This is a genomic window from Aquamicrobium sp. YD-1-mutant5 (genome assembly GCF_059509755.1).
The window spans coordinates 125639-145342 of the sequence record NZ_JCAKKP010000005.1 but is presented as its reverse complement, the minus strand read 5'-3'; the positions used below and the strand labels follow the sequence as shown (position 1 = coordinate 145342).

Genomic DNA, 19704 nt, shown 5'->3' with positions numbered 1-19704 from the left:
TTCCGGGGCGGCCTTCAGCCGTCCGCATCCACGCTTCGGGCCGCGTCGCCGGCGATGCGCACGCCGCCGCCGTCACGCACGCTCTGCACGCCTTCGATGACGACGACAGTGCCTGCAGCGATCGGTGCGTCGATCAGCACATTTTCGGTGTTGCGCTGAACGATGCGCACAGGCACGCGCTTTGCCTTGCCGTCATCCACGGTCCAGATGAATGCGCCTTCCGAGCCCCACTGCACGGCAAGCGGGCTGACTGCCGGATAGGATTCGCCGGGGAACGACATGTTGATCTGGAACGACATGCCGGCGCGCAAAAAATCCGAGGGATTGGCGATCGTTGCCTGCACCCAGAGCGTGCGGCTTTTCTCGTCGATGCGATTGTCGATGGCGCTGACCGTGCCCGCATATTCCCGGTCGGGATTGGCAAGCGGCGTCGCCCTGATCGGAGCGCCGATCTCAATCATCGATGCGAAACGTTCAGGGACGTGAAAATCGACAAGAATCGAGGAGCGGTCGTCGATGGTGGCGATCGACGTCTGGCTGGTGACATAGTTGCCTGCCTCGATCGGCAGAATGCCGACGACGCCGGAAATGGGCGACGTGACGGAGCGGCGATCCAGCGCCACTTCAGCGTCGTGCAGGCTCAGTTCGGCGTTGCGCAGCGCAAGTTCTGCATCCGTGAGCTGAACCTGCGTGGCGGCGTTTGACGACCGGAGCTGACGGATGCGCGCAACCTTGGCAACGGCATCCTCGTGAACGACTTTCGCGCGCTCGACGGCGATTTCCTCGGTGGCGGAATCCAGTCTGGCAATGACCTGCCCGGCTTCCACGCGCGAGCCCGAGACGACCAGAAGTTCAGTCAGGCGGCCGGAGCCATAGGGTGTCACGGCCACCGTGGCTTTGGCGCGGCCGGTGCCGATGGCGTTGAGCCTGTCGTTGATTGTCGCGGTGGTGGCCGTGGCCGCGACGACCGAAACGCTGCGCGGGCCTTCACCCTGTTCGCCGGTCGCGATGGAGCTGGTGCGGGTGGCAGGGTTTTCTGCCGTGCCGATGCCGAGACGCGCCAGAGTGTCGGTCGAGGCAGGCATGAACATGTAGCCCCCAACTGCGATTGCAGCGAGAATCGCTATTGAGAACAGGATCTGCTTCCAGGCTGCCATCGAAACTCCGGTCGTCTGCCAAACTGCGCGCCGCATTCCGAGCGTGGAATTCAAGCGCAGGGTACCACGAAATGCACATCGTGCCCGGTACCCAACCTTTATGACAATTCTCCGGTGTCAAAGCACATTAAATCTGCGTAAGGTTGCTCAACCCCTTGCAGAAGATGCGTTTCAGCGCAGCCCTTCCATCTCGCGGATACGTCGTGCACCCTCCGTTTCGAGGCGTCTTGTGACGGCGTCGATCAGCGATTCCGCTATGACGAAAAGCGAAGCCGAGGAATCCCACGCCGAAGGCATGGCGGTGCGGCCTGCCACCACATATTTGGCGAAGCGCGATATGGGCGACAGCCACTGGTCGGTGACGAGCACGATGGCGACGCCGCGCTGATGCGCTTTTTCGGCGAAACGCAGCAAGCTGTCCTGATAGCGGCGTATATCGAAGATCAGCACGATATCCTGCTTGCCCATGTCGATGAGCCGGTCGCGCCACATGCTTTCCTGCCCCGCCAGATGAAAGACGTTCGGGCGGATGATGGCCAGATGGGCAGCCGTGTAACGGGCCAGCGGATCGGTAAAGCGGCCGCCAATCAAAAACAGATGCCCGCGCTTTTCGGCCAGGCAGGCGGCGATGTCCTCAAGCTGGCGGTCGGAAATATGGCGGAAGGTCTCCCGCAGATTGTCGAGGGTTGCCTCCAGCATCGGCGAGACGGCACCCTTGCCGCGGCTGCTCGGCGCATAGGTGCGCGAGGCGGGCGATTGCAGCTGCGCGGCAAGCTCGTCCTGAAGCGTGGCCTGAAACTCGGCGTAGTTGTGAAACCCCAGCCGGGCGACGAAGCGCAGGATGGTGGGGGACGACACTCCGGCCTGCTGCGAGAAGTCGGCCACCGTCTTCAGACCCAGCAGCGGATAGTTGGCGATCAGCGTCTGTGCTGCCCGCCGTTCGCCGGCCGGCATGTCATCGATGCGCTCCGTGATAAGCTCGGCGATGCTGGAGTTCATGATATCCCCATTTGGAAGCGATTGGGCCAGAGCCCGATAAAACGGATTTGACAAAGCTGAGCAATGTGTATGAAATCATCCGTCAAGGCGAAATGAAAAACAATAAGTAACATATGATACGTCGCCTGGGGAACGGAGAGCTATGGGGAACGAGCGTTCATCAGAGCAGGCTGTCAGGGTTACGAATCCGGGAGGGCAAAGCCCTTATGTGTTCACCTGCGACCATGCATCCAACTACATGCCGGCCGAAATCGGAACGCTTGGCCTGTCGCAGGATGATTTTCAGCGTCATATAGCCTGGGACCCCGGCGCTTTGGCGGTCGCGACCCTGATGGCGAATGCGCTCGATGCCACGCTGATCGAAACCTGCATGTCGCGTCTGGTGATCGACTGCAACCGCCCGCTCGATGCGCATAATCTGATCCCGGCAACCAGCGAAACCACGACCATACCCGGCAATGCCGGCCTGACTCCCGATCAAAGGCAGGCGCGCGTCGATCTTGCGTGGAGGCCGTTTCACAACACGATCGCCGCCACCATCGAGGAGCGGCTGGCCGCGGGACGCGAGACGCGGCTGGTATCCGTCCATTCCTACACGCCGGTCTATTTCGGAGAAAAGCGGCCCTGGCACATCGGAATCATCCATGATGAGGACGAGCGCATTTCAGCGCCATTGCTGCGCGCGCTGAATTCCGTGGCGGGCATCAGGGTGGGGGCGAATGAGCCCTATTCACCCGCTGATCTGGTTTATTTCACGCTGGAGCATCACGCCCGCGCGCGTGGGCTTGCCTGCGCGATGATCGAAATCCGCAATGACGAGATCGCCGACGCGGCCGGCCAGCGCAAATGGGCGGAACTGCTCGGCTCGCTGCTCGCCAACATCCATGTCGGCGGCAACACTGAGGGAGACAAGGGAGGCGTCAATGCCTGAACCCATCAGGCTCTACGTTCGCTGGGTCGATGCGATCGGCTACGGGGTCGGTCGTTTCGCGATGTATCTGATCTTTCCGATGGGCGCGATACTGCTCTACTCGACGGTCATGCGCGTCGTCTTCGGCTACCCGGTCAACTGGGTCATGGAGATGTCGCAGTTCATGCTGTCGGCATATTATCTGCTGGGCGGAGCCTATTCCCTGCAGATCGATGCGCATGTGCGCATGGACCTGTTCTACGGCATGATGTCGCCGCGCCGCCGTGCGATGACCGATGCCTTTACCATTCTCTTCGTCATCTTCTATCTGGCGGTGCTGTTCCGTGCGGGCGTGTCGTCCACGGAATATGCGATCACCTACGGCCAGAAGAACTACACGGCATGGGCGCCGCCTCTGTGGCCGATCAAGACGGTCATGACATTCGGCATCTTCCTGATGCTGCTGCAATCCATATCCACTTTCTTCAAGAACGTGGCTGAAGCGCGTGGGAAGCCGCTGACATGAGTTCGGAACTGATCACCCTTTTCATGTTCGCGTCCATGCTGCTGCTCATGGCGACAGGGCAGCGCGTGTTCGGCGTCATCGGCGCGGTGGGCGCCGGTGCTGCGCTGTGGCTGTGGGGCGATGGCGCGGCGGAAATGCCGTTCAACGCCGCCTTTCAGGTGCTCAACTGGTATCCGCTGATCACCGTGCCGTTCTTCGTCTTCATGGGCTACATGCTGTCGGAATCCGGCATCGCCACCAATCTCTACCGGATGTTCCATGTCTGGTTCGGGTCGGTGCGCGGCGGTCTTGCTATCGGCACCATGGGCCTGATGATCATCATTTCGATGGTCAACGGCCTGTCGGTGGCGGGCATGGCCATCGGAGCGACGGTGGCGCTGCCGGAACTGCTGCGCCGCGGCTACGACAAGACGATGATCACGGGCGTCATTCAGGGCGGCTCGTCGCTCGGCATCATGGGGCCGCCTTCGGTGGTGCTCATTCTCTATGCGATGATCGCGCGCCAGCCGGTTCTGCAACTGTGGCTTGCCGGCATCGGGCCGTTCATCCTGATGGCGATCATCTTCACCGCCTACATCTATATACGCTGCCGCCTGCAGCCCGAGATGGGGCCGGCGCTGTCGAAGGAAGAACTCAGCCAGATCACCATGCGCGAGAAGCTGGTGCTGCTGCGCGCGGGCCTGCTGCCTTTCGGCCTGTTCGCCACGATCATGGGCCTGTTCCTGACCGGCACCACCAGCCTGGTTGAAACCTCGATGGTCGGTGCGCTTCTGGCGCTGCTGGCCGCGCTGTTCACCGGGCGCCTGACGAAGAGCGTGATGGAGGAGACGACGCGCAACACGCTGTCGGTCTCGGCGATGTTCCTGTGGATCATCCTCGGCGCGCTTTGCTTCAGTGCCGTCTACGACGGTCTGGGAGCCATCAAGGCGATCGAGAACCTGCTGCTCCACACCTGGGAGCTGAGCCCGTGGGGCGTGCTGTCGATGATGCTGTTTTCCTTCATCATCCTTGGCATGTTCCTCGACGACACCGCGATGCTGGTCATCGTCGCGCCGCTCTACATTCCTCTGGTCAAGGCGCTCGGGTTCGATCTGATCTGGTTCGGCATTCTTTATACGATCACCTGTCAGATCGCCTATATCGTGCCGCCCTTCGGCTACAATCTGTTCCTGATGCGGGCCATGGCGCCGCCGGAAATCACCATTGTCGACATCTACAAGTCGATCATTCCGTTCTTCTTCATGATGGTGTTGACGATGATCATCATCATGATCTTCCCGGACATCGCGATGTGGCTGCCTGAGACCTACATGGGCAAGCGCTGAGATGAGCCATATGCGCCTTGTTTCCGGAAGGCGTGGGGCGGGGCGAAACATGCCGGCCCGCCCGAGTGAGTGAAGCGTTGACGGTTCGACATAACAGAGGGAGCAATTCATGACCGACAGCAAGAAGACCATCAGCAAGCGCGATTTCCTGCGCAAATCCGTTCTGACAGGGGCTGGCGCCGTGGGCGCCACGGCACTTGCCACCCCCTATGTGAAGGCGCAGGCGCCGATCAAGTGGCGCCTCCAGACCTATGCCGGCCCGGCGCTTGCCGATCACGTCTGCAAGCCGGCCATCGATGCCTTCAACAAGGCGGCCAATGGCGAGATGGTGATCGAGATGTACACCGCCGACCAGCTCGTGCCGCAGGGCGAACTGTTCCGCGCCGTGCAGACCGGGACCATCGACGCCGCCCAGAGCGACGATGATTCCATGGCGTCGCCCGTGGATGTCGCCGTGTTTGGCGCTTACTTCCCCTTCGCCTCGCGCTACAGCCTCGACGTTCCGGTGCTGTGGAACTGGTATGGCCTGAAGGAGATCTGGGAAGAAGCCTATGGCGAGGTCCCCGGCGTGACCTGGCTCAGCGCCGGCGCATGGGATCCGTGCAACTTCGCCACCACCAAGCCGATCCGCTCGGTGGCGGACCTGAAGGGCCTGCGCGTCTACACCTTCCCGACCGGCGGCCAGTTCATCTCGCGCCTTGGCGTGGTGCCGGTTACCCTGCCGTGGGAAGATATCGAAGTCGCGCTCCAGACAGGCGAGATCGACGGTATCGCATGGTGCGGCGCCACCGAAACCTACACGGTGGGCTGGGCCGACGTCACCAAATACTATCTCACCAACAACATCTCGGGCGCATGGTCTGGCTCGTTCTTCGCCAACACCGACAAATGGAACGCGGTGCCCGATCATCTCAAGACGCTGTTCAATCTGGCGATGGATTCCTCGCACTATTATCGCCAGCACTGGTACTGGTGGGGCGAGGCGCACTACCGCACCACTGGCGGCAAGCTCGAACTCACCACCATTCCCGAAGAGGAGTGGAAGGGCGTCGAGGACATGGCGATGGAGTTCTGGGACGAAATCGCCGCCAAGAGCGAGCGCAACGCCAAGGTCGTGGAAATCCTGAAGAAGTATCAGGACACCATGCGCAAGGCCGGCGCGCCTTATCGCTACGGCTGATGTATTTCGGTCCGGCCGCTCCGGTGGCCGGACCTCTTTCCAGATTTTGAACTGAATTCGCAATCATGCAGCCGCAGGGGCGGCGGAGAAGAGAATGGCCGGAAAACTTTCGTTCGATCAATTGAAGAGCGCAGTCGCCTCGGGCGAAATCGATACCGTTCTGACGGCATCGGTCGACATGCAGGGTCGTCTCATCGGCAAGCGCTTCGTGGCGCAGTTCTTCGTCGATTCCGCCTATGAAGAGACGCATGGCTGCAACTATCTGATGGCAGACGACATCGATATGGAGCCGGTGCCCGGCTACAAGGCGGCAAGCTGGTCGAAGGGCTATGGCGACTTCGTCATGAAGCCCGACCTGTCGACCATCCGCCCCGTGCCATGGCTGGAAAAGACGGCGCTGGTGATCTGCGACGCGCAGGATCACCATACCCGTGAGGATCTGCCGCATTCGCCGCGTGGCATTCTGCGCCGCCAGCTCAAGAGGCTGGAGGAGCGCGGCTACATCGCCTATTTCGCCTCCGAGCTGGAATTCTTCCTGTTTTCGGAAACCTATGCGACTGCCCGTGACAAGTACTGGCAGAAGCTCGACACGGCCTCTCCTTACATCGGTGACTATCTGATCGATATCACCTCCAAGGAAGAGGGATATATGCGGCGTCTGCGCAATGAGCTGAACGCGGCGGGCATCCCGATCGAGTGTTCCAAGGGCGAATGGGGGCCGGGGCAGGAGGAAATCAACGGCCGCTATGCCGAAGCGCTCGAAATGGCCGACCGCCATGTCTTCATGAAGAACGGGGCCAAGGAGATCGCCCATCAGGAAGGCAAGGCCGTGACCTTCATGGCCAAGTACAATTACGATCTTGCCGGCAATTCCAGCCACATCCACAATTCGGTGTGGAGCGCCGACGGCAAGACGCCGCTGTTCTTCGACAAGAACGCACCGTGGACCCTGTCGGAGCTTGGCCGCCAGTGGTCGGCCGGCCAGATCAAATACGCACGCGAATATACCTATTTCCTCGCGCCCTACATCAACTCCTACAAGCGTTTTCAGGCCGGCACCTTCGCGCCGACCAAGATCATGTGGTCGGAAGACAACCGCACCGCCGGCTTCCGCCTGTGCGGCGAGGGCAGCAAGGCGATCCGCATGGAATGCCGGATCGGCGGCGCGGACCTCAATCCCTATCTGGCATTCGCTGCGCTCATCGCCGCCGGCCTTGCCGGTCTCGACGAGAAGCTGGAACTGCAGAAGCCGTTCGTCGGCGACGCCTATCAGGCCTCCAGACTTCCCGAAATTCCCAAGACATTGCGCGACGCGACCGAGACCCTGAACAAGTCGAAGCTGCTGAGGCAGGCTTTCGGCGACGATGTGGTGGATCATTATGTCCATACGGCCCGCTGGGAGCAGATGGAGTATGACCGGCGCATTACCGACTGGGAACTGCATCGCGGTTTCGAGCGCTACTGAGCACAGCAAGATTCCGGAGGGAGCGGCTGCAGGACAGCGGCTCCCTCCGGAGCAGCCGGAATTGCAGGAAATGGGGCGGCGTGTCCGCCCGGACAACTGACGAAGGACGACAACCATGACCGAAACGGTCAAGCTCATCTCCCCGATCGACGGTTCGGTCTACGCCGAACGACCGGTCGCGACCGATCAGGCGCTCAACGCTGCCGTCGAGCGCGCCCGCGCTGCCCAGCCCTGCTGGGCGCAGGTATCAGTCGCCGAGCGCGGCAAATACATGCTCGCCATGCTGGAAGCGCTTTTCTCCATGGCCGACGAGGTCGTGCCGGAAATCGCGTGGCAGATGGGCCGTCCGGTTCGCTATGGCGGCGAATTCGGCGGCGTGCGCGAGCGCGCTTCCTACATGATCGAAATTGCCGAACAAGCGCTGAAGCCGGTCGTCGCAGCCAATCCGAAGGACGGTTTCCGCCGTTATGTGAAGAAGGAGCCGCTGGGCGTGGTGATGGTCATCGCGCCGTGGAATTATCCATACCTCACGGCGGTCAACACCATCGTTCCGGCACTGATGGCCGGCTCGACGGTGATCCTCAAGCATGCTGCGCAGACGCTGCTGGTGGGCGAGCGCTTCGCCAAAGCCTTCGAGATGGCCGGTCTGCCGAAGGGCGTGTTCCAGAACGTCGTGCTCAACCATGGACAGACCGAGAAGCTGCTCGGCTCCGGCAAGATCGACCATGTCAACTTCACCGGATCGGTGGGGGGAGGGCGTGCCATCGAAAAGGCAGCCGCCGGCACCTTCATGACGCTCGGCCTCGAGCTCGGCGGCAAGGATCCCGCCTATGTGCTGCCGGATGCAGGCATAGAAAATGCGGTCGCCAGCCTGGTCGACGGCGCCTTCTTCAATTCGGGGCAGTGCTGCTGCGGCATCGAGCGCGTCTATGTGCACGAGAAGGTCTATGACCAGTTCGTGGAAGGCTTCATTGCCGAGACGAAGAACTATGTGGTCGGCAATCCGCTGGAGCAATCCACGACGCTCGGGCCGATGGCGCATGCGCGCTTTGCCGACCTGATCCGTGAGCAGAAGGCGGAAGCCCTGCGCAAGGGCGCGGTTGCGCATATCAACATGAAGGTCGATGGCGACGTCGCCGGTTCGCCCTATATCGGGCCGGAAGTGCTCACCAATGTCGATCACCAGATGAGCGTCATGCGTGAAGAGAGCTTTGGCCCCATCGTCGGCATCATGAAGGTGCGCAATGACGAAGAGGCCATCGCGCTGATGAACGACAGCCCGTATGGTCTCACCGCATCGATCTGGACCAGCGATACCGAGCACGCGATCTCGATCGGCGACCGGGTCGAAACCGGCACCGTCTTCATGAACCGCTGCGACTATCTCGATCCGGCGCTGGTATGGACCGGCGTGAAGGACACCGGCAAGGGCGCGGCATTGTCGGCCATCGGCTACGACAACCTGACACGCCCGAAGAGCTACCATCTGAAGGAAAAGATCTGATGTTCGCCTCCGTTCCGGATACAGGCTTCGCCGCGTTTCACGGAATGACGGACATCGGCTCCCAATCTGGCTTCCCCATCGAAAGATCATCTACATGACCAATCCCGTCTCCAAATGGAATTATCCGACCACCGTTTTCTTCGGAGTCGGCCGCATCAACGAGTTGCCAGCAGCGCTTGCTTCCACCGGCATCAGGAACCCGCTCTTCGTCACTGATCCGGGCCTGGCGAAGCTGCCCGTCGTTGCCTCGACCCTGGCCATTCTCGATGTCGCCAAAGTGCCCTACGGCGTATTCTCCGACGTCAAGCCGAATCCGGTCGAGTCCAATCTGACGGCCGGCATTGAGGTCTTCAACAAGGGCGGCCATGACGGCGTCATCGCCTTCGGCGGGGGCTCGGCGCTGGACCTTGGCAAGCTGATCGCCTTCCAGGCCGGACAGAGCCGCCCGGTGTGGGACTTCGAGGACATCGGCGACTGGTGGACGCGCGCCGACGCGGACAAGATCGTGCCGATCGTGGCGGTGCCGACCACGGCCGGAACCGGCTCGGAGGTTGGCCGCGCGGGTGTCATCACGCATGAGGCCTCGCACACCAAGAAGGTCATCTTCCACCCGAAGATGATGCCGGCCATCGTGATTGCCGATCCGGAGCTGACCGCCGGCATGCCGCCCTTCATCACCGCCGGCACCGGAATGGATGCGCTGGCGCACTGCCTCGAAGCCTATTGCGCACCGGGCTATCACCCCATGGCCGACGGCATTGCCGTGGAAGGCGTTCGTCTGGTTCTGGAAAACCTGCCGAAGGCGTTCCATGACGGCTCGGACCTGATCGCCCGCGCCAACATGATGTCGGCGGCGGCCATGGGCGCCACTGCGTTCCAGAAGGGGCTTGGCGCCATCCACTCGCTGTCGCACCCGATCGGCGCGCTTTATGACACCCACCACGGCATGACCAATGCCGTGTTCATGCCCTATGTACTGGCCTTCAACCGCGAGGCGATCGAGGAACGCATCGAGAGGCTCGCCGCCTATTGCGGCATCGAGGGCGGGTTTGACGGCTTTGCCGCCGCCATTCTGAAGCTGCGCGAGGAACTGAAAGTTCCGCATACGCTGCCCGGCCTGATCAAAGACCTCGATATGGATGCCGCACGCAAGGACCTCATCGCGGAAATGGCCATCGTCGATCCGACCGCTGGCGGAAATCCGCTCAAGCTGACCAAGGAAGGTGCGCTCAGACTGCTTGAGGGCGCTCTCACCGGAACCGTCTGAGAAGCGGCATAAGCTGCCCGGACCGCAACAGAAACTCCAGAGGGGAAGCAGGAGGGTATTATTTAGCCGGAAAATAATAGGGGCCGATTGCTAGTATCGGTCAAAGTAGTTTAGCCTTTCACTTTGTGGCGGGCGGGTTTCATCTGGCTTTCATCCAAACGTCACATGAACTCGCTACCGCGTCGCAGGCGTCACAAGGCGTCAGCTCAATGGAGATAACGAGATGTTCAAGTTTGCGGGGAAGGTACTGTCCGTAACGGCAACCGCTCTGATGGTCACGTCGGCCATTTCGTCCGCCCAGTCGCTGGATGAAATCGTCGAGGCGGCCAAGAAGGAAGGCATGCTGACCACCATCGCCCTTCCGCACGACTGGTGCGGATGGGAAGGCATTCTGGCCGGTTTCAAGGCCAAGTATCCGGAAATCACCATCAATGAACTGAACCCGGACGCCGGCTCGGCCGACGAGATCGAGGCGATCCGCGCCAACAAGGGCAACACCGGTCCGCAGGCCCCTGACGTGATCGACGTCGGCCTCGCCTTCGGCCCGTCCTCCACCAAGGAAGGCCTCCTCCTGCCTTACAAGGTTTCGACCTTTGACGGCATCGAGGTCAAGGATCCGGAAGGCCACTGGTACGGCGGGTATTATGGCGTTCTCGCCTTCGAGGTGAACACCGACATCGTCAAGGAAGTGCCGCAGGACTGGGCCGATCTGCTGAAGCCCGAATATGCCAATTCCGTTGCGCTGGCGGGTGATCCGCGCGCGGCGAACCAGGCGATCCTGTCGGTCTATGCTGCGGGTCTTTCGGCTGCCGGCGGCGACGCCTCCAAGGCTTCGGAAGCCGGTCTCGACTTCTTCAAGCAGCTCAACGAGAAGGGCAATTTCGTGCCGGTCATCGGCAAGGCCTCGTCGCTTGCGCAGGGCACCACGCCGATCATCGTGCGCTGGGACTACAACGCCCTTGCCGACCGCGACACGCTGAACGGCAACCCGCCGGTTGAGGTCGTGGTGCCGAAGAGCGGTGTTCTCGCCGGCGTTTACGCGCAGGCTATCAGCGCCCATGCGCCGCATCCGAACGCCGCCAAGCTGTGGCTGGAATACATCTATTCCGACGAGGGCCAGATCGGCTTCCTGAAGGGCTACTGCCACCCGGCCCGTTTCAACCAGCTGGTTTCCGAGGGCAAGGTGCCGCAGGAAATCCTCGACAAGCTGCCGCCGGCGGAGGCCTACACCAAGGCCGTGTTCCCGACGCTTGAGGAACAGGATGCCAACAAGAACGCCGTCACCGGCGGCTGGGACAGCGTCGTCGGCGCCAACGTCCAGTAAGGCGGCCTGAACAATCCGGCGCGGCTCCGCAGGGAACCGCGCCGGAGCGACCGGGCATTGTGCGAAGCCGGACCGGTTTCGCCCATTGCCTGTACAGAGGGGTAAGATCGCCAGAGCGTGGCTGTTAAAGTGCGCGGTGATCGCGGGAAGAAGGCATGTGTCGCGCATGAGCCAATCAATCGCCGCGCCGGCTTCTGCGGTAACACGCCCGCGCATGTCGTTTGCGTGGCTTGGCGTGATGCCGTTTCTGCTGTTCGCGCTTCTGTTTCTCGTTTTGCCGACCATGCAGATCATCGTCGGCTCCTTCCGCAATGCGGCGGGCGAATTCACGCTCGACAACATCGTCAACCTGTTTCAGCCGTCGATCATGGCGGCCTACTGGATTTCGATCCGCATCAGCGTGGCTTCCGCGCTGCTCGGCTGCCTTGTCGGCTTCCTCATGGCATGGGCAATGGTGCTGGGCGGGCTGCCCGCATGGTTGCGCTCGCCGATGCTCACCTTCTCGGGCGTCGCCTCCAATTTCGCCGGCATTCCGCTGGCCTTCGCCTTTCTCGCCACCTTCGGGCGGCTCGGCCTCGTCACGCTCATCCTGCGCGACTGGTTCGGCATCAATATTTACGGAATGGGCTTCAACATCCTGTCCTTCGGCGGGCTGACGCTGACCTATCTGTTCTTCCAGATCCCGCTCACCATACTGATCATGACGCCGGCGCTGGACGGCATGCGCCGCGAATGGCGCGAGGCTGCCTCCATTCTGGGGGCATCGCCCTTCCAGTACTGGCGCATGGTAGCGCTGCCGATCCTGTGGCCCAGCCTGCTCGGCACCTTCGCGCTGCTGTTCGCCAATGCCTTCGGCGCGGTCGCAACCGCCTATGCGCTGACCGGCAGCTCGCTATCCATCGTGCCGATCCTGCTGTTCGCGCAGATCCGCGGCGATGTCTTGCAGGACCCGCATCTCGGCTATGCGCTCGCCTTCGGCATGATCGTCATCACCGGCATCGCGAACTTCATCTATATCTGGCTTCGCGCCCGCAGCGAGAGGTGGATGAAATGAAGATCAACCGCATCTGGTCCTGGCTGTTCTTCGGCATTGGCGCGCTTTATTTCATTTTCCCGCTGGTCAGCACGGCCGAATTCTCGCTCAAGATGCGTCGCGGCGCCTACACGCTCGATGCCTACTGGACGGTGCTGGCCGATCCGCGCTTCCAGCAGACCTTCACCTATTCCGTGCTGATGGCGCTCGCCACCATCGCCTTCGGCGTGCTGCTTGTGGTGCCAACCGCATACTGGGTTCGGCTGAAGCTGCCGCGCTGGCGTCCGGTTCTGGAATTCGTCACGCTTTTGCCGCTGATCATTCCGCCGATCGTCATCGTGTTCGGCTATATCCGCCTCTACAACACCTCGTCATGGCTGCCGCTGACCGGCTCGGCCATGGGCACCAATCTGCTCCTGATGTTCGGCTATGTGATCCTTTCGCTGCCTTACATGTACCGGGCGGTGGATACCGGCCTGCGCGCCATCGACGTCGCCACGCTGACGGAGGCCGCGCAGAGCCTTGGTGCCGGATGGATCACGATCCTTGCGCGGGTCATCCTGCCGAATGTGGCGGTGGCGGTGCTGTCGGGCGCCTTCATCACCTTCGCCATCGTCATCGGCGAGTTCGTCATGGCGGCGCTGCTCAACCGGCCATCCTTCGGCCCGTACATGCAGTTGCTCGGCGCCAACCGCGCCTATGAGCCGGCGGCACTTGCCGTGATCGCCTTTGCCATAACCTGGGGCTGCATGGCCCTGATCCAGTTCGTCTCGAAGTTCGCGCCCAAGGCGCCGGGCGTTCAGCACTGAGAACGGAGACCGCACAGCCAATGCCAGAGCCCTTCCTGTCGATCCAGCACGTGCGCAAATCCTTCGGTGCCACCACCGTCGTGCAGGATTTCAATCTCGACGTCGAAGCGGGTGAATTCGTTTCCTTCCTCGGCCCTTCCGGCTGCGGCAAGACCACGGTTCTGCGCATGGTGGCGGGTTTCGAGGAGCCGAGTGCGGGGCGTATCGTCATTGGCGGCAAGGATGTCACCGCATTGAAGCCGAACCAGCGCAATATCGGCATGGTTTTCCAGGCCTATGCGCTGTTTCCCAACCTCACCGTGGCGCAGAACATCGGCTTCGGCCTGAAAGTGGCCGGGGTGCCGAAAGCCGAAATCGACAGCCGCGTCGCCGAGATGCTCGACATCATCAAGCTGCCGGCCGGCGAGTTCGGCAACCGCTATCCCTATCAGCTCTCCGGTGGCCAGCAGCAGCGCATTGCGCTGGCGCGTGCGCTGGCGCCGAGACCGAAGGTGCTGCTGCTCGACGAGCCGCTGTCGGCGCTGGACGCAAAGGTGCGTGTGTCGCTGCGCGAGGAAATCCGCTCCATCCAGAAGAAGCTCGGCATCACCACCATCTTCGTCACCCATGATCAGGAAGAGGCGCTGTCGATCTCGGATCGCATCGTGGTCATGTATGGCGGGAAGGTTGAGCAGGTCGGCGCTGCTTTCGAGATATACAACCGCCCCGCGACACGCTTCGTGGCCGGTTTCGTCGGCACGCTGAACGTGCTCGAAGGCACGCTGGGGCCGGCAGGCAAGGTGCAGCTCGGCAGCGGTGCGTTTTCGCTCCGGCAGGAGCCTGAAGGGGTGAGGGCGGGCGATGCGCTGTCGCTGGCGCTGCGCCCTGAGGCGATTGCCCTCGGCCACCGCGAAGGCAACGACGCGATGCTTTCGGGCGAGATCGCGGACGTGCATTTCCTCGGTTCGGTCATCCGGGTTCGGGTCAGGGTGGGCGACAGCATCGTTTCGCTGGATACGTTCAACAATCCCGCGACGCCACCGCCGCAGATCGGCGATCGTGTCGAGATCAGCTTTTCGTCAGGCGATGTTCTGCTGCTGAACTGACGGCAGCGACTGCGGCACAAGCGGCGTGTCTGCCTGCCGCAGATTGCGCTCCGCGCCCACGCGCGACAGGAGCACCACGGGCAACAGGGCGATCAGCACGATGGCGAGCGCCGAAATCGACGCCTCCTCATAGGTGCCGCGCGCGGCCTCGCCATAAAGATGGGTGGCCAGCGTCTCGACATTGAGCGGGCGCAGAAGCAGCGTTGCCGGCAGCTCCTTCACGCAATCGACGAAGACGAGCAGGGCGCCGGCGGCGAGCGCCGTCTTCGACAGGGGCAGATGCACGCGCCGCAGGGTGCCGGATGCGGTTTCGCCGAGCGTGCGCGAAACCTCGTCCAGCGATTGCGGAATACGGCTGAGGCCGGCAGCCATTCCGCCCGCCGAAATGGCGAGGAAGCGCGCCGTATAGGCGTAGACCAGCGCCGCACCGGAGCCGAGGAAGATGAGGCCGGTGGAGATGCCGAACCACGACCCGGCCAATGCGTTCACCGTGCGGTCGAAGGCTCCCAGCACGATGACGAGCCCGATCGCGATGACGGTTCCCGGCGCGGCATAGCCGATGGTGGAAAGGCGGAAGGCTGAAGCGGAAAAGCCGCCCGGACGAATGCGCGCCGCATAAGCCGCTGCCGCACCGAGCGCCAGCGTGAGCAAGGTGGCTGCCGCCGAAAGCAGTATCGTGCCCGATACCGTCGACAGGAAGCGTGGCGGCACGCCGGCATAGCCGATGCGGGCCCAGGCTTCCGTCGCCAGATAAAGCGCTGGCCCGATGAAGCCGATCAGGACCGGTATCAGGCCGAGCACCAGCAGCAGCGCTCCGGTGGAGACGGACACGCGATGGCGTTCGAAGCTCTTGCCGCCGCGCTGTGCGCCGGCCGCGAAGCGCTGGCGCCGCCGCGCATAGTGTTCAAGTGCCACCACCGCCACCACGACGACCAGCAGCGAAAGTGCAATCTGCGATGCGCCCGGCAGGTCGGAGCGGGTGATCCATGTCGTGTAGATCGATACGGTCAGCGTACGCACGCCAAGGAATTCGGCGGCGCCGATGTCGTTCAGCGTCTCCATCAGCGCCAGGCTGATGCCGACGGCGACGGCCGGCCGGGCCAGCGGCAGGGCGACACGCCAGAACACTGCCCGACGCGAGACGCCGAGCGTTCGGGCCGCTTCGATCAGGCTTGCCGGCTGCGTCAGGAACATGGCGCGGGTGGCGATGTAGACGTAAGGGTAGAGCACGAAGGAAAGCAGGATTATGCAGCCCGTCATTGAGCGGATGTCGGGCAGGCGGAAATCGCGCGGGCTGGAATAGCCGAGAACGGTGCGAATGGCGCCCTGAACGACGCCGATCGGGTGCAATATGTCGAGATAGGTATAGGCGACGATATAAGTCGGGACCGCCAGCGGCAGCAGCAGCGCCCATTCCAGCGTGCGGCGTCCGGGGAATTCATAGGCCGTGACCAGCCATGCCGTTCCGGTGCCGAGAACGGCGACCAGAATGCCGACACCGGCAAGCAGGATCAGCGTATCACGCAGGGCAACCGGCAGGATGGTGGAGAAGAGATGCGCCCATAGCCCTTGCGAGCCGTGCAGCGCCTCGAAAAACAGGGCGAGAAAAGGCAGCGCGACGCCAAGGGCGGTGAAGCCCGCCACAATGAGCCAGGCGGCGCCGGAGCGCCGCCTTCTGTTTCGTCCTGAACCCGTTGCTGCCATGGTCATGAAAAATGGAATGGCATCCGCGAGGATGCCATTCTCCCATGTCAGTTGTCGAAGCCGACCTTGTCGACCAGCTCGCTGGCGGCCTTGCGGTTGGCGACGATCTCGCTGAGCGGCTTGGAATCGATCTTCAGGTCGCCGAGCTCGGCGATGAGCGGATCGGCGGCGACGCCGGCCTTGACCGGATATTCATAGTTCGCTTCGGCGTAGATCTTCTGCGCTTCATCCGAAACCAGATATTCCAGCAGCTTGACCGCCTCGTCCTTGTTCGGTGCATGTTTGGCGATGGCAGCGCCCGAGATGTTCACATGGGTGCCATCGTCCTTGAAGGTCGGCAGGAGAACCTTGATGGCATCGGCCCATTGCTTCTGCTCGTCGCCGCCCTTGCCCGAGCGCATCAGGCCCACATAGTAGGAATTGGCGACGGCGATGTCGCAGACGCCGCCCAGAATGTCCTTGGCGCCTTCGCGGTCGCCGCCGGCCGCCTTGCGGGCGAGGTTGTCCTTCAGGCCGGTCAGCCACTTCTCGGTTTCTTCAGCGCCGTAGTGGGCGATGTAGTCGGCGATCAGGGCGGTGTTGTAGGGATGCTGGCCCGAGCGGATGCAAACCTTGCCCTTCCATTTCGGGTCGGACAGGTCCTCATAGGTGATTGCGTCGAGGTCGAGGTCGCTGGCGGCGTAGACAACGCGGGCGCGCATGGACAGGCCGAACCAGTTGCCGGCTGCGTCGCGGAGCTGGGCGGGGATCGCTTCGCTCAGTACGGCCGATTCCACCGGCTGCGTCACGCCCTTGTCGACCAGATCGACGAGGTTGCCGGCATCGACCGCCATCAGGATGTCGGCCGGCGAGCTTTCGCCCTCCGAGGCCACGCGCTCGGCGAGGCCATCCTTGAGGAAGACAGTATTGACCTTGATGCCGGTTGAGCTGCTGAAGGAATCCAGCAGCGGCTGGATCAGGCCGGGTTCGCGCGTGGTGTAGATGCTCACCTCCGCTGCCGAGGCCACATTGGCAACGGCAAGCAGTGAGGCGGCGGCGAGAAGCGTCGTCTTGAAATGTGCGTTGCGCATGGAACCTCTCCTCCTGTGTTGGGCTACAGAAGCTGACCATCATTTATGATCCAGATAGTCAAGTTTTCTTAGGCCAGTTTGACGCCGATCACAGAAAGTTTATTGCCGGAATGGTCAGGAGGCGGCGAAGGCCAGAACCGTGTTCGGGTCGATGTGGAAACGCAGCCGGCCGTCCCGTATCTGCAAGGGCTGCGTGGTGCGCATGGTGAGCGGTGTTTCCAGTCCCTCGACCTCGAGTTCGAGCTGCTCGATCTCGCCGCGGAAGCTGCGGGCGCGGACCGAGCCGGAAAAGGCGTCTTCGGCAAGGCAGGGGCATACGGCCTGCGGGCGGATGAAGGCGAGCGCCTGGCCGCCCTCGGCAAGATCCAGCCTGCACGGAAAGGCGCCGAGCGCCGTATGCAGACGGCCATTGCGATAGGTGCCGGGAACCCGGTTGAAGGTGCTGAAGAACTCCGCTGCATAGCGGTCGACCGGCCGGTCATGCAATTCGCGGCCGGTGCCGCTCTGGACGATGCGGCCCGCCTTCATCAGCACGACGCGATCCCCGGTGGACAGCGCCTCCTCGGGATCGTGGGTGACGATGATCGCGGTCGTGCCGGTGCGGCGCAGAAGGGCGATGGTATCGTGGCGCACCCGTTCGCGCAGGTCGCGGTCGAGATTTGAGAAGGGTTCGTCCATCAGCACCACGGCGGGCTGCGGCGCCAGCGCGCGCGCCAGTGCCGCCCGCTGCTGTTCTCCGCCGGACAGCATGTGCGGGTAGCGGCCCGCCATCGCCGAGAGCGCCGTCATTTCCAGAAGCATGGCAACGCGCGCGCGGGCAGCCTCACGCGACCATTTGCGCAGGCCGAACATGACGTTCTGCTCGATGGTCAGATGCGGAAACAGGGCATAGTCCTGAAAGACAAAGCCGATATTGCGCTTCTCGGGTTCGACGAACACATCGGAACTGGCCAGTTCCCTGCCATCCAGCCGCAGGGTTCCGCTGTCCGGCTGCTCGATGCCGGCGATCAGGCGCAGCAGCGTGGACTTTCCGCAGCCCGAATGGCCGACGAGGCAAACAATCTGCTTCGGCTCGATGGCAAGCACGACGGGACCCAGCGCGAAGCCGGGTCCAAGCCTGCGGGCCAGCCTGTCGATCTCCAGAACCGGTTCCGGACGATTCCCGCTGCCATGAAGTTGTTCCGTCACGAAACGATCCTCTCCAGCTTCAGCCATCTGAACCGGGCTACATGGCCATGGCGCCTGAATCAAGGATGCAGCAATGACAGTGGACCAAAGGATCGCGCGGTTCATGCGCATTGCAAGAGAGGTTGCAGACCTTTACGGCGGGTAACGGATTTAAGCTCGCTCTTTGCAATCCGGAGGCGACAGCAGGTGAAATGACATGAGCCTTGCCGTTTTCAGCGCCGTTCTTGCCGCGGCACTGATGCATGCTTCGTGGAATGCCCTGATCAAGGTCAGGCTGGACCGTTTCGCCTCGATCTCCCTGACGTCGCTGGGCATGGCCATCACGGCGCTCCCGGTGCTGCCCTTCGTGGCATTTCCCGGCAGGATGGCATGGATGTGGATCGGCGTTTCGCTGTGCATGCACATCGGCTACCGGCTGTTCCTGATCCGCGCCTATGAGGTGGGCGATCTTGCTCAGACCTATCCGCTGGCGCGGGGCACGGCGCCGCTCATCACCACTATCGGCGGTATCGTCCTCATTCAGGAAGTGCCCGGCAAATTTGCCCTGATCGGCATTCTGCTGTTGTCGGCCGGCACATTTCTCATGTGTTTGCGTGGGGGTGGGCGGCTGGCCGCTCTCAATCCGGCCGCCGTCTTCTACGCGCTGACGACCTCGCTGTTCATCTCCGGTTATACGCTGGCGGACGGATTGGGCGCCCGCGAAGCGCCGGCCGCGCTCTCCTATGCCGCGTGGCTGTTCGTGTGCGACGGCATCGTCGCCACAACCGTTGCGCTGATCTATCGTGGCCGGCGTCTGGCCACCACGCTGGCGCTGGAATGGCGCATCGGCCTGCTCACGGGTTTCCTCAGTGGTGCGGCTTATGCGATCGCCATGTGGGCGATGACGAAGGCGCCGATCGCCTCCGTGGCGTCGTTGCGCGAGATCTCCATTCTTTTCGCCATGGCGATCTCGGTGTTCGCGCTGGGCGAAAAGATGACCGGCTGGCGCGCCGCTTCCGTCTTATGCATCGTGGCCGGGGTGGTGGCGCTGAGGCTCAGCTGACGACTGCCATTCCGTTGAAAAGGAGCGGCGCAAGCCGGGGCCCGCAGGCCTTGCCGGGTCGTCTTGACGAACACCGCATCGTTCCGCATTCTCTGCCCTGTGGTTGGGAATGGAGA

At 62.5% G+C, this 19704-nt stretch carries 17 protein-coding genes; 12 read left to right on the top strand and 5 right to left on the bottom strand.

Going from position 1 to position 19704, the window contains the following annotated elements:
• Window positions 1-14 precede the first annotated feature (14 nt).
• Together AC5XE7_RS10600 and AC5XE7_RS10595 are read right to left on the bottom strand one after the other, a co-directional pair.
• Entirely contained in the window at window positions 15-1157 is a 1143-nt protein-coding gene (locus tag AC5XE7_RS10600; RefSeq protein WP_495365987.1) for an efflux RND transporter periplasmic adaptor subunit, read from the bottom strand.
• A gap of 171 nt (window positions 1158-1328) precedes the next feature.
• Window positions 1329-2156 (bottom strand): MurR/RpiR family transcriptional regulator, encoded by an 828-nt coding sequence (locus tag AC5XE7_RS10595; protein WP_183831864.1) that lies wholly within the window; start codon window positions 2154-2156, stop codon window positions 1329-1331.
• A gap of 142 nt (window positions 2157-2298) precedes the next feature.
• On the opposite strand from AC5XE7_RS10595, the gene AC5XE7_RS10590 reads away from it, so the two are divergent.
• The 11 genes from AC5XE7_RS10590 to AC5XE7_RS10540 all read left to right on the top strand — a co-directional run bounded on the left by AC5XE7_RS10590 (window position 2299) and on the right by AC5XE7_RS10540 (window position 14584).
• Window positions 2299-3087 (top strand): N-formylglutamate amidohydrolase, encoded by a 789-nt coding sequence (locus AC5XE7_RS10590; protein WP_287945846.1) that lies wholly within the window; start codon window positions 2299-2301, stop codon window positions 3085-3087.
• Entirely contained in the window at window positions 3080-3592 is a 513-nt protein-coding gene (locus AC5XE7_RS10585) for a TRAP transporter small permease subunit (RefSeq protein ID WP_495365986.1), read from the top strand. The genes AC5XE7_RS10590 and AC5XE7_RS10585 overlap by 8 nt, the downstream gene beginning before the upstream one ends.
• Window positions 3589-4917: a TRAP transporter large permease gene (locus AC5XE7_RS10580; RefSeq protein WP_183831861.1), complete on the top strand. Its 1329-nt coding sequence runs from the start codon at window positions 3589-3591 to the stop codon at window positions 4915-4917. The genes AC5XE7_RS10585 and AC5XE7_RS10580 overlap by 4 nt, the downstream gene beginning before the upstream one ends.
• A 109-nt stretch (window positions 4918-5026) precedes the next feature.
• Window positions 5027-6097 (top strand): TRAP transporter substrate-binding protein, encoded by a 1071-nt coding sequence (locus tag AC5XE7_RS10575; protein ID WP_183831860.1) that lies wholly within the window; start codon window positions 5027-5029, stop codon window positions 6095-6097.
• Between the two features lie 94 nt (window positions 6098-6191).
• Window positions 6192-7562, top strand: a complete 1371-nt coding sequence (locus AC5XE7_RS10570) for a glutamine synthetase family protein (RefSeq protein ID WP_495365985.1) — start codon at window positions 6192-6194, stop codon at window positions 7560-7562.
• Between the two features lie 115 nt (window positions 7563-7677).
• Window positions 7678-9066 carry an aldehyde dehydrogenase family protein gene (locus tag AC5XE7_RS10565; RefSeq protein ID WP_495365984.1) on the top strand — a complete coding sequence of 463 codons (1389 nt, stop codon included), beginning with the start codon at window positions 7678-7680 and terminating at the stop codon, window positions 9064-9066.
• A 94-nt stretch (window positions 9067-9160) separates the two neighbouring features.
• Window positions 9161-10333, top strand: coding sequence for an iron-containing alcohol dehydrogenase (locus tag AC5XE7_RS10560; protein WP_495365983.1), 1173 nt, complete (start codon window positions 9161-9163; stop codon window positions 10331-10333).
• Between the two features lie 271 nt (window positions 10334-10604).
• The gene (locus AC5XE7_RS10555) at window positions 10605-11657 is read left to right on the top strand and encodes an ABC transporter substrate-binding protein (protein ID WP_425291502.1); all 1053 of its coding nucleotides are present in this window, start codon (window positions 10605-10607) and stop codon (window positions 11655-11657) included.
• A gap of 166 nt (window positions 11658-11823) precedes the next feature.
• Window positions 11824-12711, top strand: a complete 888-nt coding sequence (locus AC5XE7_RS10550; RefSeq protein ID WP_425291460.1) for an ABC transporter permease — start codon at window positions 11824-11826, stop codon at window positions 12709-12711.
• Complete coding sequence (locus AC5XE7_RS10545; protein WP_183831854.1) at window positions 12708-13499, top strand: ABC transporter permease; 792 nt, start codon at window positions 12708-12710, stop codon at window positions 13497-13499. The genes AC5XE7_RS10550 and AC5XE7_RS10545 overlap by 4 nt, the downstream gene beginning before the upstream one ends.
• 20 nt (window positions 13500-13519) lie before the next feature.
• Window positions 13520-14584, top strand: a complete 1065-nt coding sequence (locus AC5XE7_RS10540) for an ABC transporter ATP-binding protein (protein WP_495365982.1) — start codon at window positions 13520-13522, stop codon at window positions 14582-14584.
• Here the strand turns inward: AC5XE7_RS10540 and AC5XE7_RS10535 are convergent.
• The 3 genes from AC5XE7_RS10535 to AC5XE7_RS10525 form a co-directional block, all read right to left on the bottom strand.
• Window positions 14558-16294, bottom strand: coding sequence for an ABC transporter permease (locus tag AC5XE7_RS10535; RefSeq protein WP_495365981.1), 1737 nt, complete (start codon window positions 16292-16294; stop codon window positions 14558-14560). The genes AC5XE7_RS10540 and AC5XE7_RS10535 overlap by 27 nt on opposite strands.
• Window positions 16295-16335: 41 nt before the next feature.
• A complete protein-coding gene (locus AC5XE7_RS10530; protein ID WP_495365980.1) occupies window positions 16336-17358 on the bottom strand; it encodes a Fe(3+) ABC transporter substrate-binding protein in 1023 nt (340 codons plus the stop codon).
• 114 nt (window positions 17359-17472) lie between these two features.
• The gene (locus tag AC5XE7_RS10525) at window positions 17473-18546 is read right to left on the bottom strand and encodes an ABC transporter ATP-binding protein (protein WP_495365979.1); all 1074 of its coding nucleotides are present in this window, start codon (window positions 18544-18546) and stop codon (window positions 17473-17475) included.
• A gap of 196 nt (window positions 18547-18742) precedes the next feature.
• Here AC5XE7_RS10525 and AC5XE7_RS10520 point away from each other — a divergent pair, with 196 nt between their 5' ends.
• The gene (locus tag AC5XE7_RS10520) at window positions 18743-19588 is read left to right on the top strand and encodes an EamA family transporter (RefSeq protein WP_495365978.1); all 846 of its coding nucleotides are present in this window, start codon (window positions 18743-18745) and stop codon (window positions 19586-19588) included.
• Window positions 19589-19704 lie beyond the last annotated feature (116 nt).

Excerpts from the sequence above, each read along its gene's own strand:
- AC5XE7_RS10600 (WP_495365987.1), bottom strand. The coding sequence starts at position 1,157 with ATGGCAGCCTGGAAGCAGATCCTGTTCTCAATAGCGATTCTCGCTGCA.
- AC5XE7_RS10595 (WP_183831864.1), bottom strand. The coding sequence starts at position 2,156 with ATGAACTCCAGCATCGCCGAGCTTATCACGGAGCGCATCGATGACATG.
- AC5XE7_RS10590 (WP_287945846.1), top strand. The coding sequence starts at position 2,299 with ATGGGGAACGAGCGTTCATCAGAGCAGGCTGTCAGGGTTACGAATCCG.
- AC5XE7_RS10585 (WP_495365986.1), top strand. The coding sequence starts at position 3,080 with ATGCCTGAACCCATCAGGCTCTACGTTCGCTGGGTCGATGCGATCGGC.
- AC5XE7_RS10580 (WP_183831861.1), top strand. The coding sequence starts at position 3,589 with ATGAGTTCGGAACTGATCACCCTTTTCATGTTCGCGTCCATGCTGCTG.
- AC5XE7_RS10575 (WP_183831860.1), top strand. The coding sequence starts at position 5,027 with ATGACCGACAGCAAGAAGACCATCAGCAAGCGCGATTTCCTGCGCAAA.
- AC5XE7_RS10570 (WP_495365985.1), top strand. The coding sequence starts at position 6,192 with ATGGCCGGAAAACTTTCGTTCGATCAATTGAAGAGCGCAGTCGCCTCG.
- AC5XE7_RS10565 (WP_495365984.1), top strand. The coding sequence starts at position 7,678 with ATGACCGAAACGGTCAAGCTCATCTCCCCGATCGACGGTTCGGTCTAC.
- AC5XE7_RS10560 (WP_495365983.1), top strand. The coding sequence starts at position 9,161 with ATGACCAATCCCGTCTCCAAATGGAATTATCCGACCACCGTTTTCTTC.
- AC5XE7_RS10555 (WP_425291502.1), top strand. The coding sequence starts at position 10,605 with ATGGTCACGTCGGCCATTTCGTCCGCCCAGTCGCTGGATGAAATCGTC.
- AC5XE7_RS10550 (WP_425291460.1), top strand. The coding sequence starts at position 11,824 with ATGAGCCAATCAATCGCCGCGCCGGCTTCTGCGGTAACACGCCCGCGC.
- AC5XE7_RS10545 (WP_183831854.1), top strand. The coding sequence starts at position 12,708 with ATGAAGATCAACCGCATCTGGTCCTGGCTGTTCTTCGGCATTGGCGCG.
- AC5XE7_RS10540 (WP_495365982.1), top strand. The coding sequence starts at position 13,520 with ATGCCAGAGCCCTTCCTGTCGATCCAGCACGTGCGCAAATCCTTCGGT.
- AC5XE7_RS10535 (WP_495365981.1), bottom strand. The coding sequence starts at position 16,294 with ATGACCATGGCAGCAACGGGTTCAGGACGAAACAGAAGGCGGCGCTCC.
- AC5XE7_RS10530 (WP_495365980.1), bottom strand. The coding sequence starts at position 17,358 with ATGCGCAACGCACATTTCAAGACGACGCTTCTCGCCGCCGCCTCACTG.
- AC5XE7_RS10520 (WP_495365978.1), top strand. The coding sequence starts at position 18,743 with ATGAGCCTTGCCGTTTTCAGCGCCGTTCTTGCCGCGGCACTGATGCAT.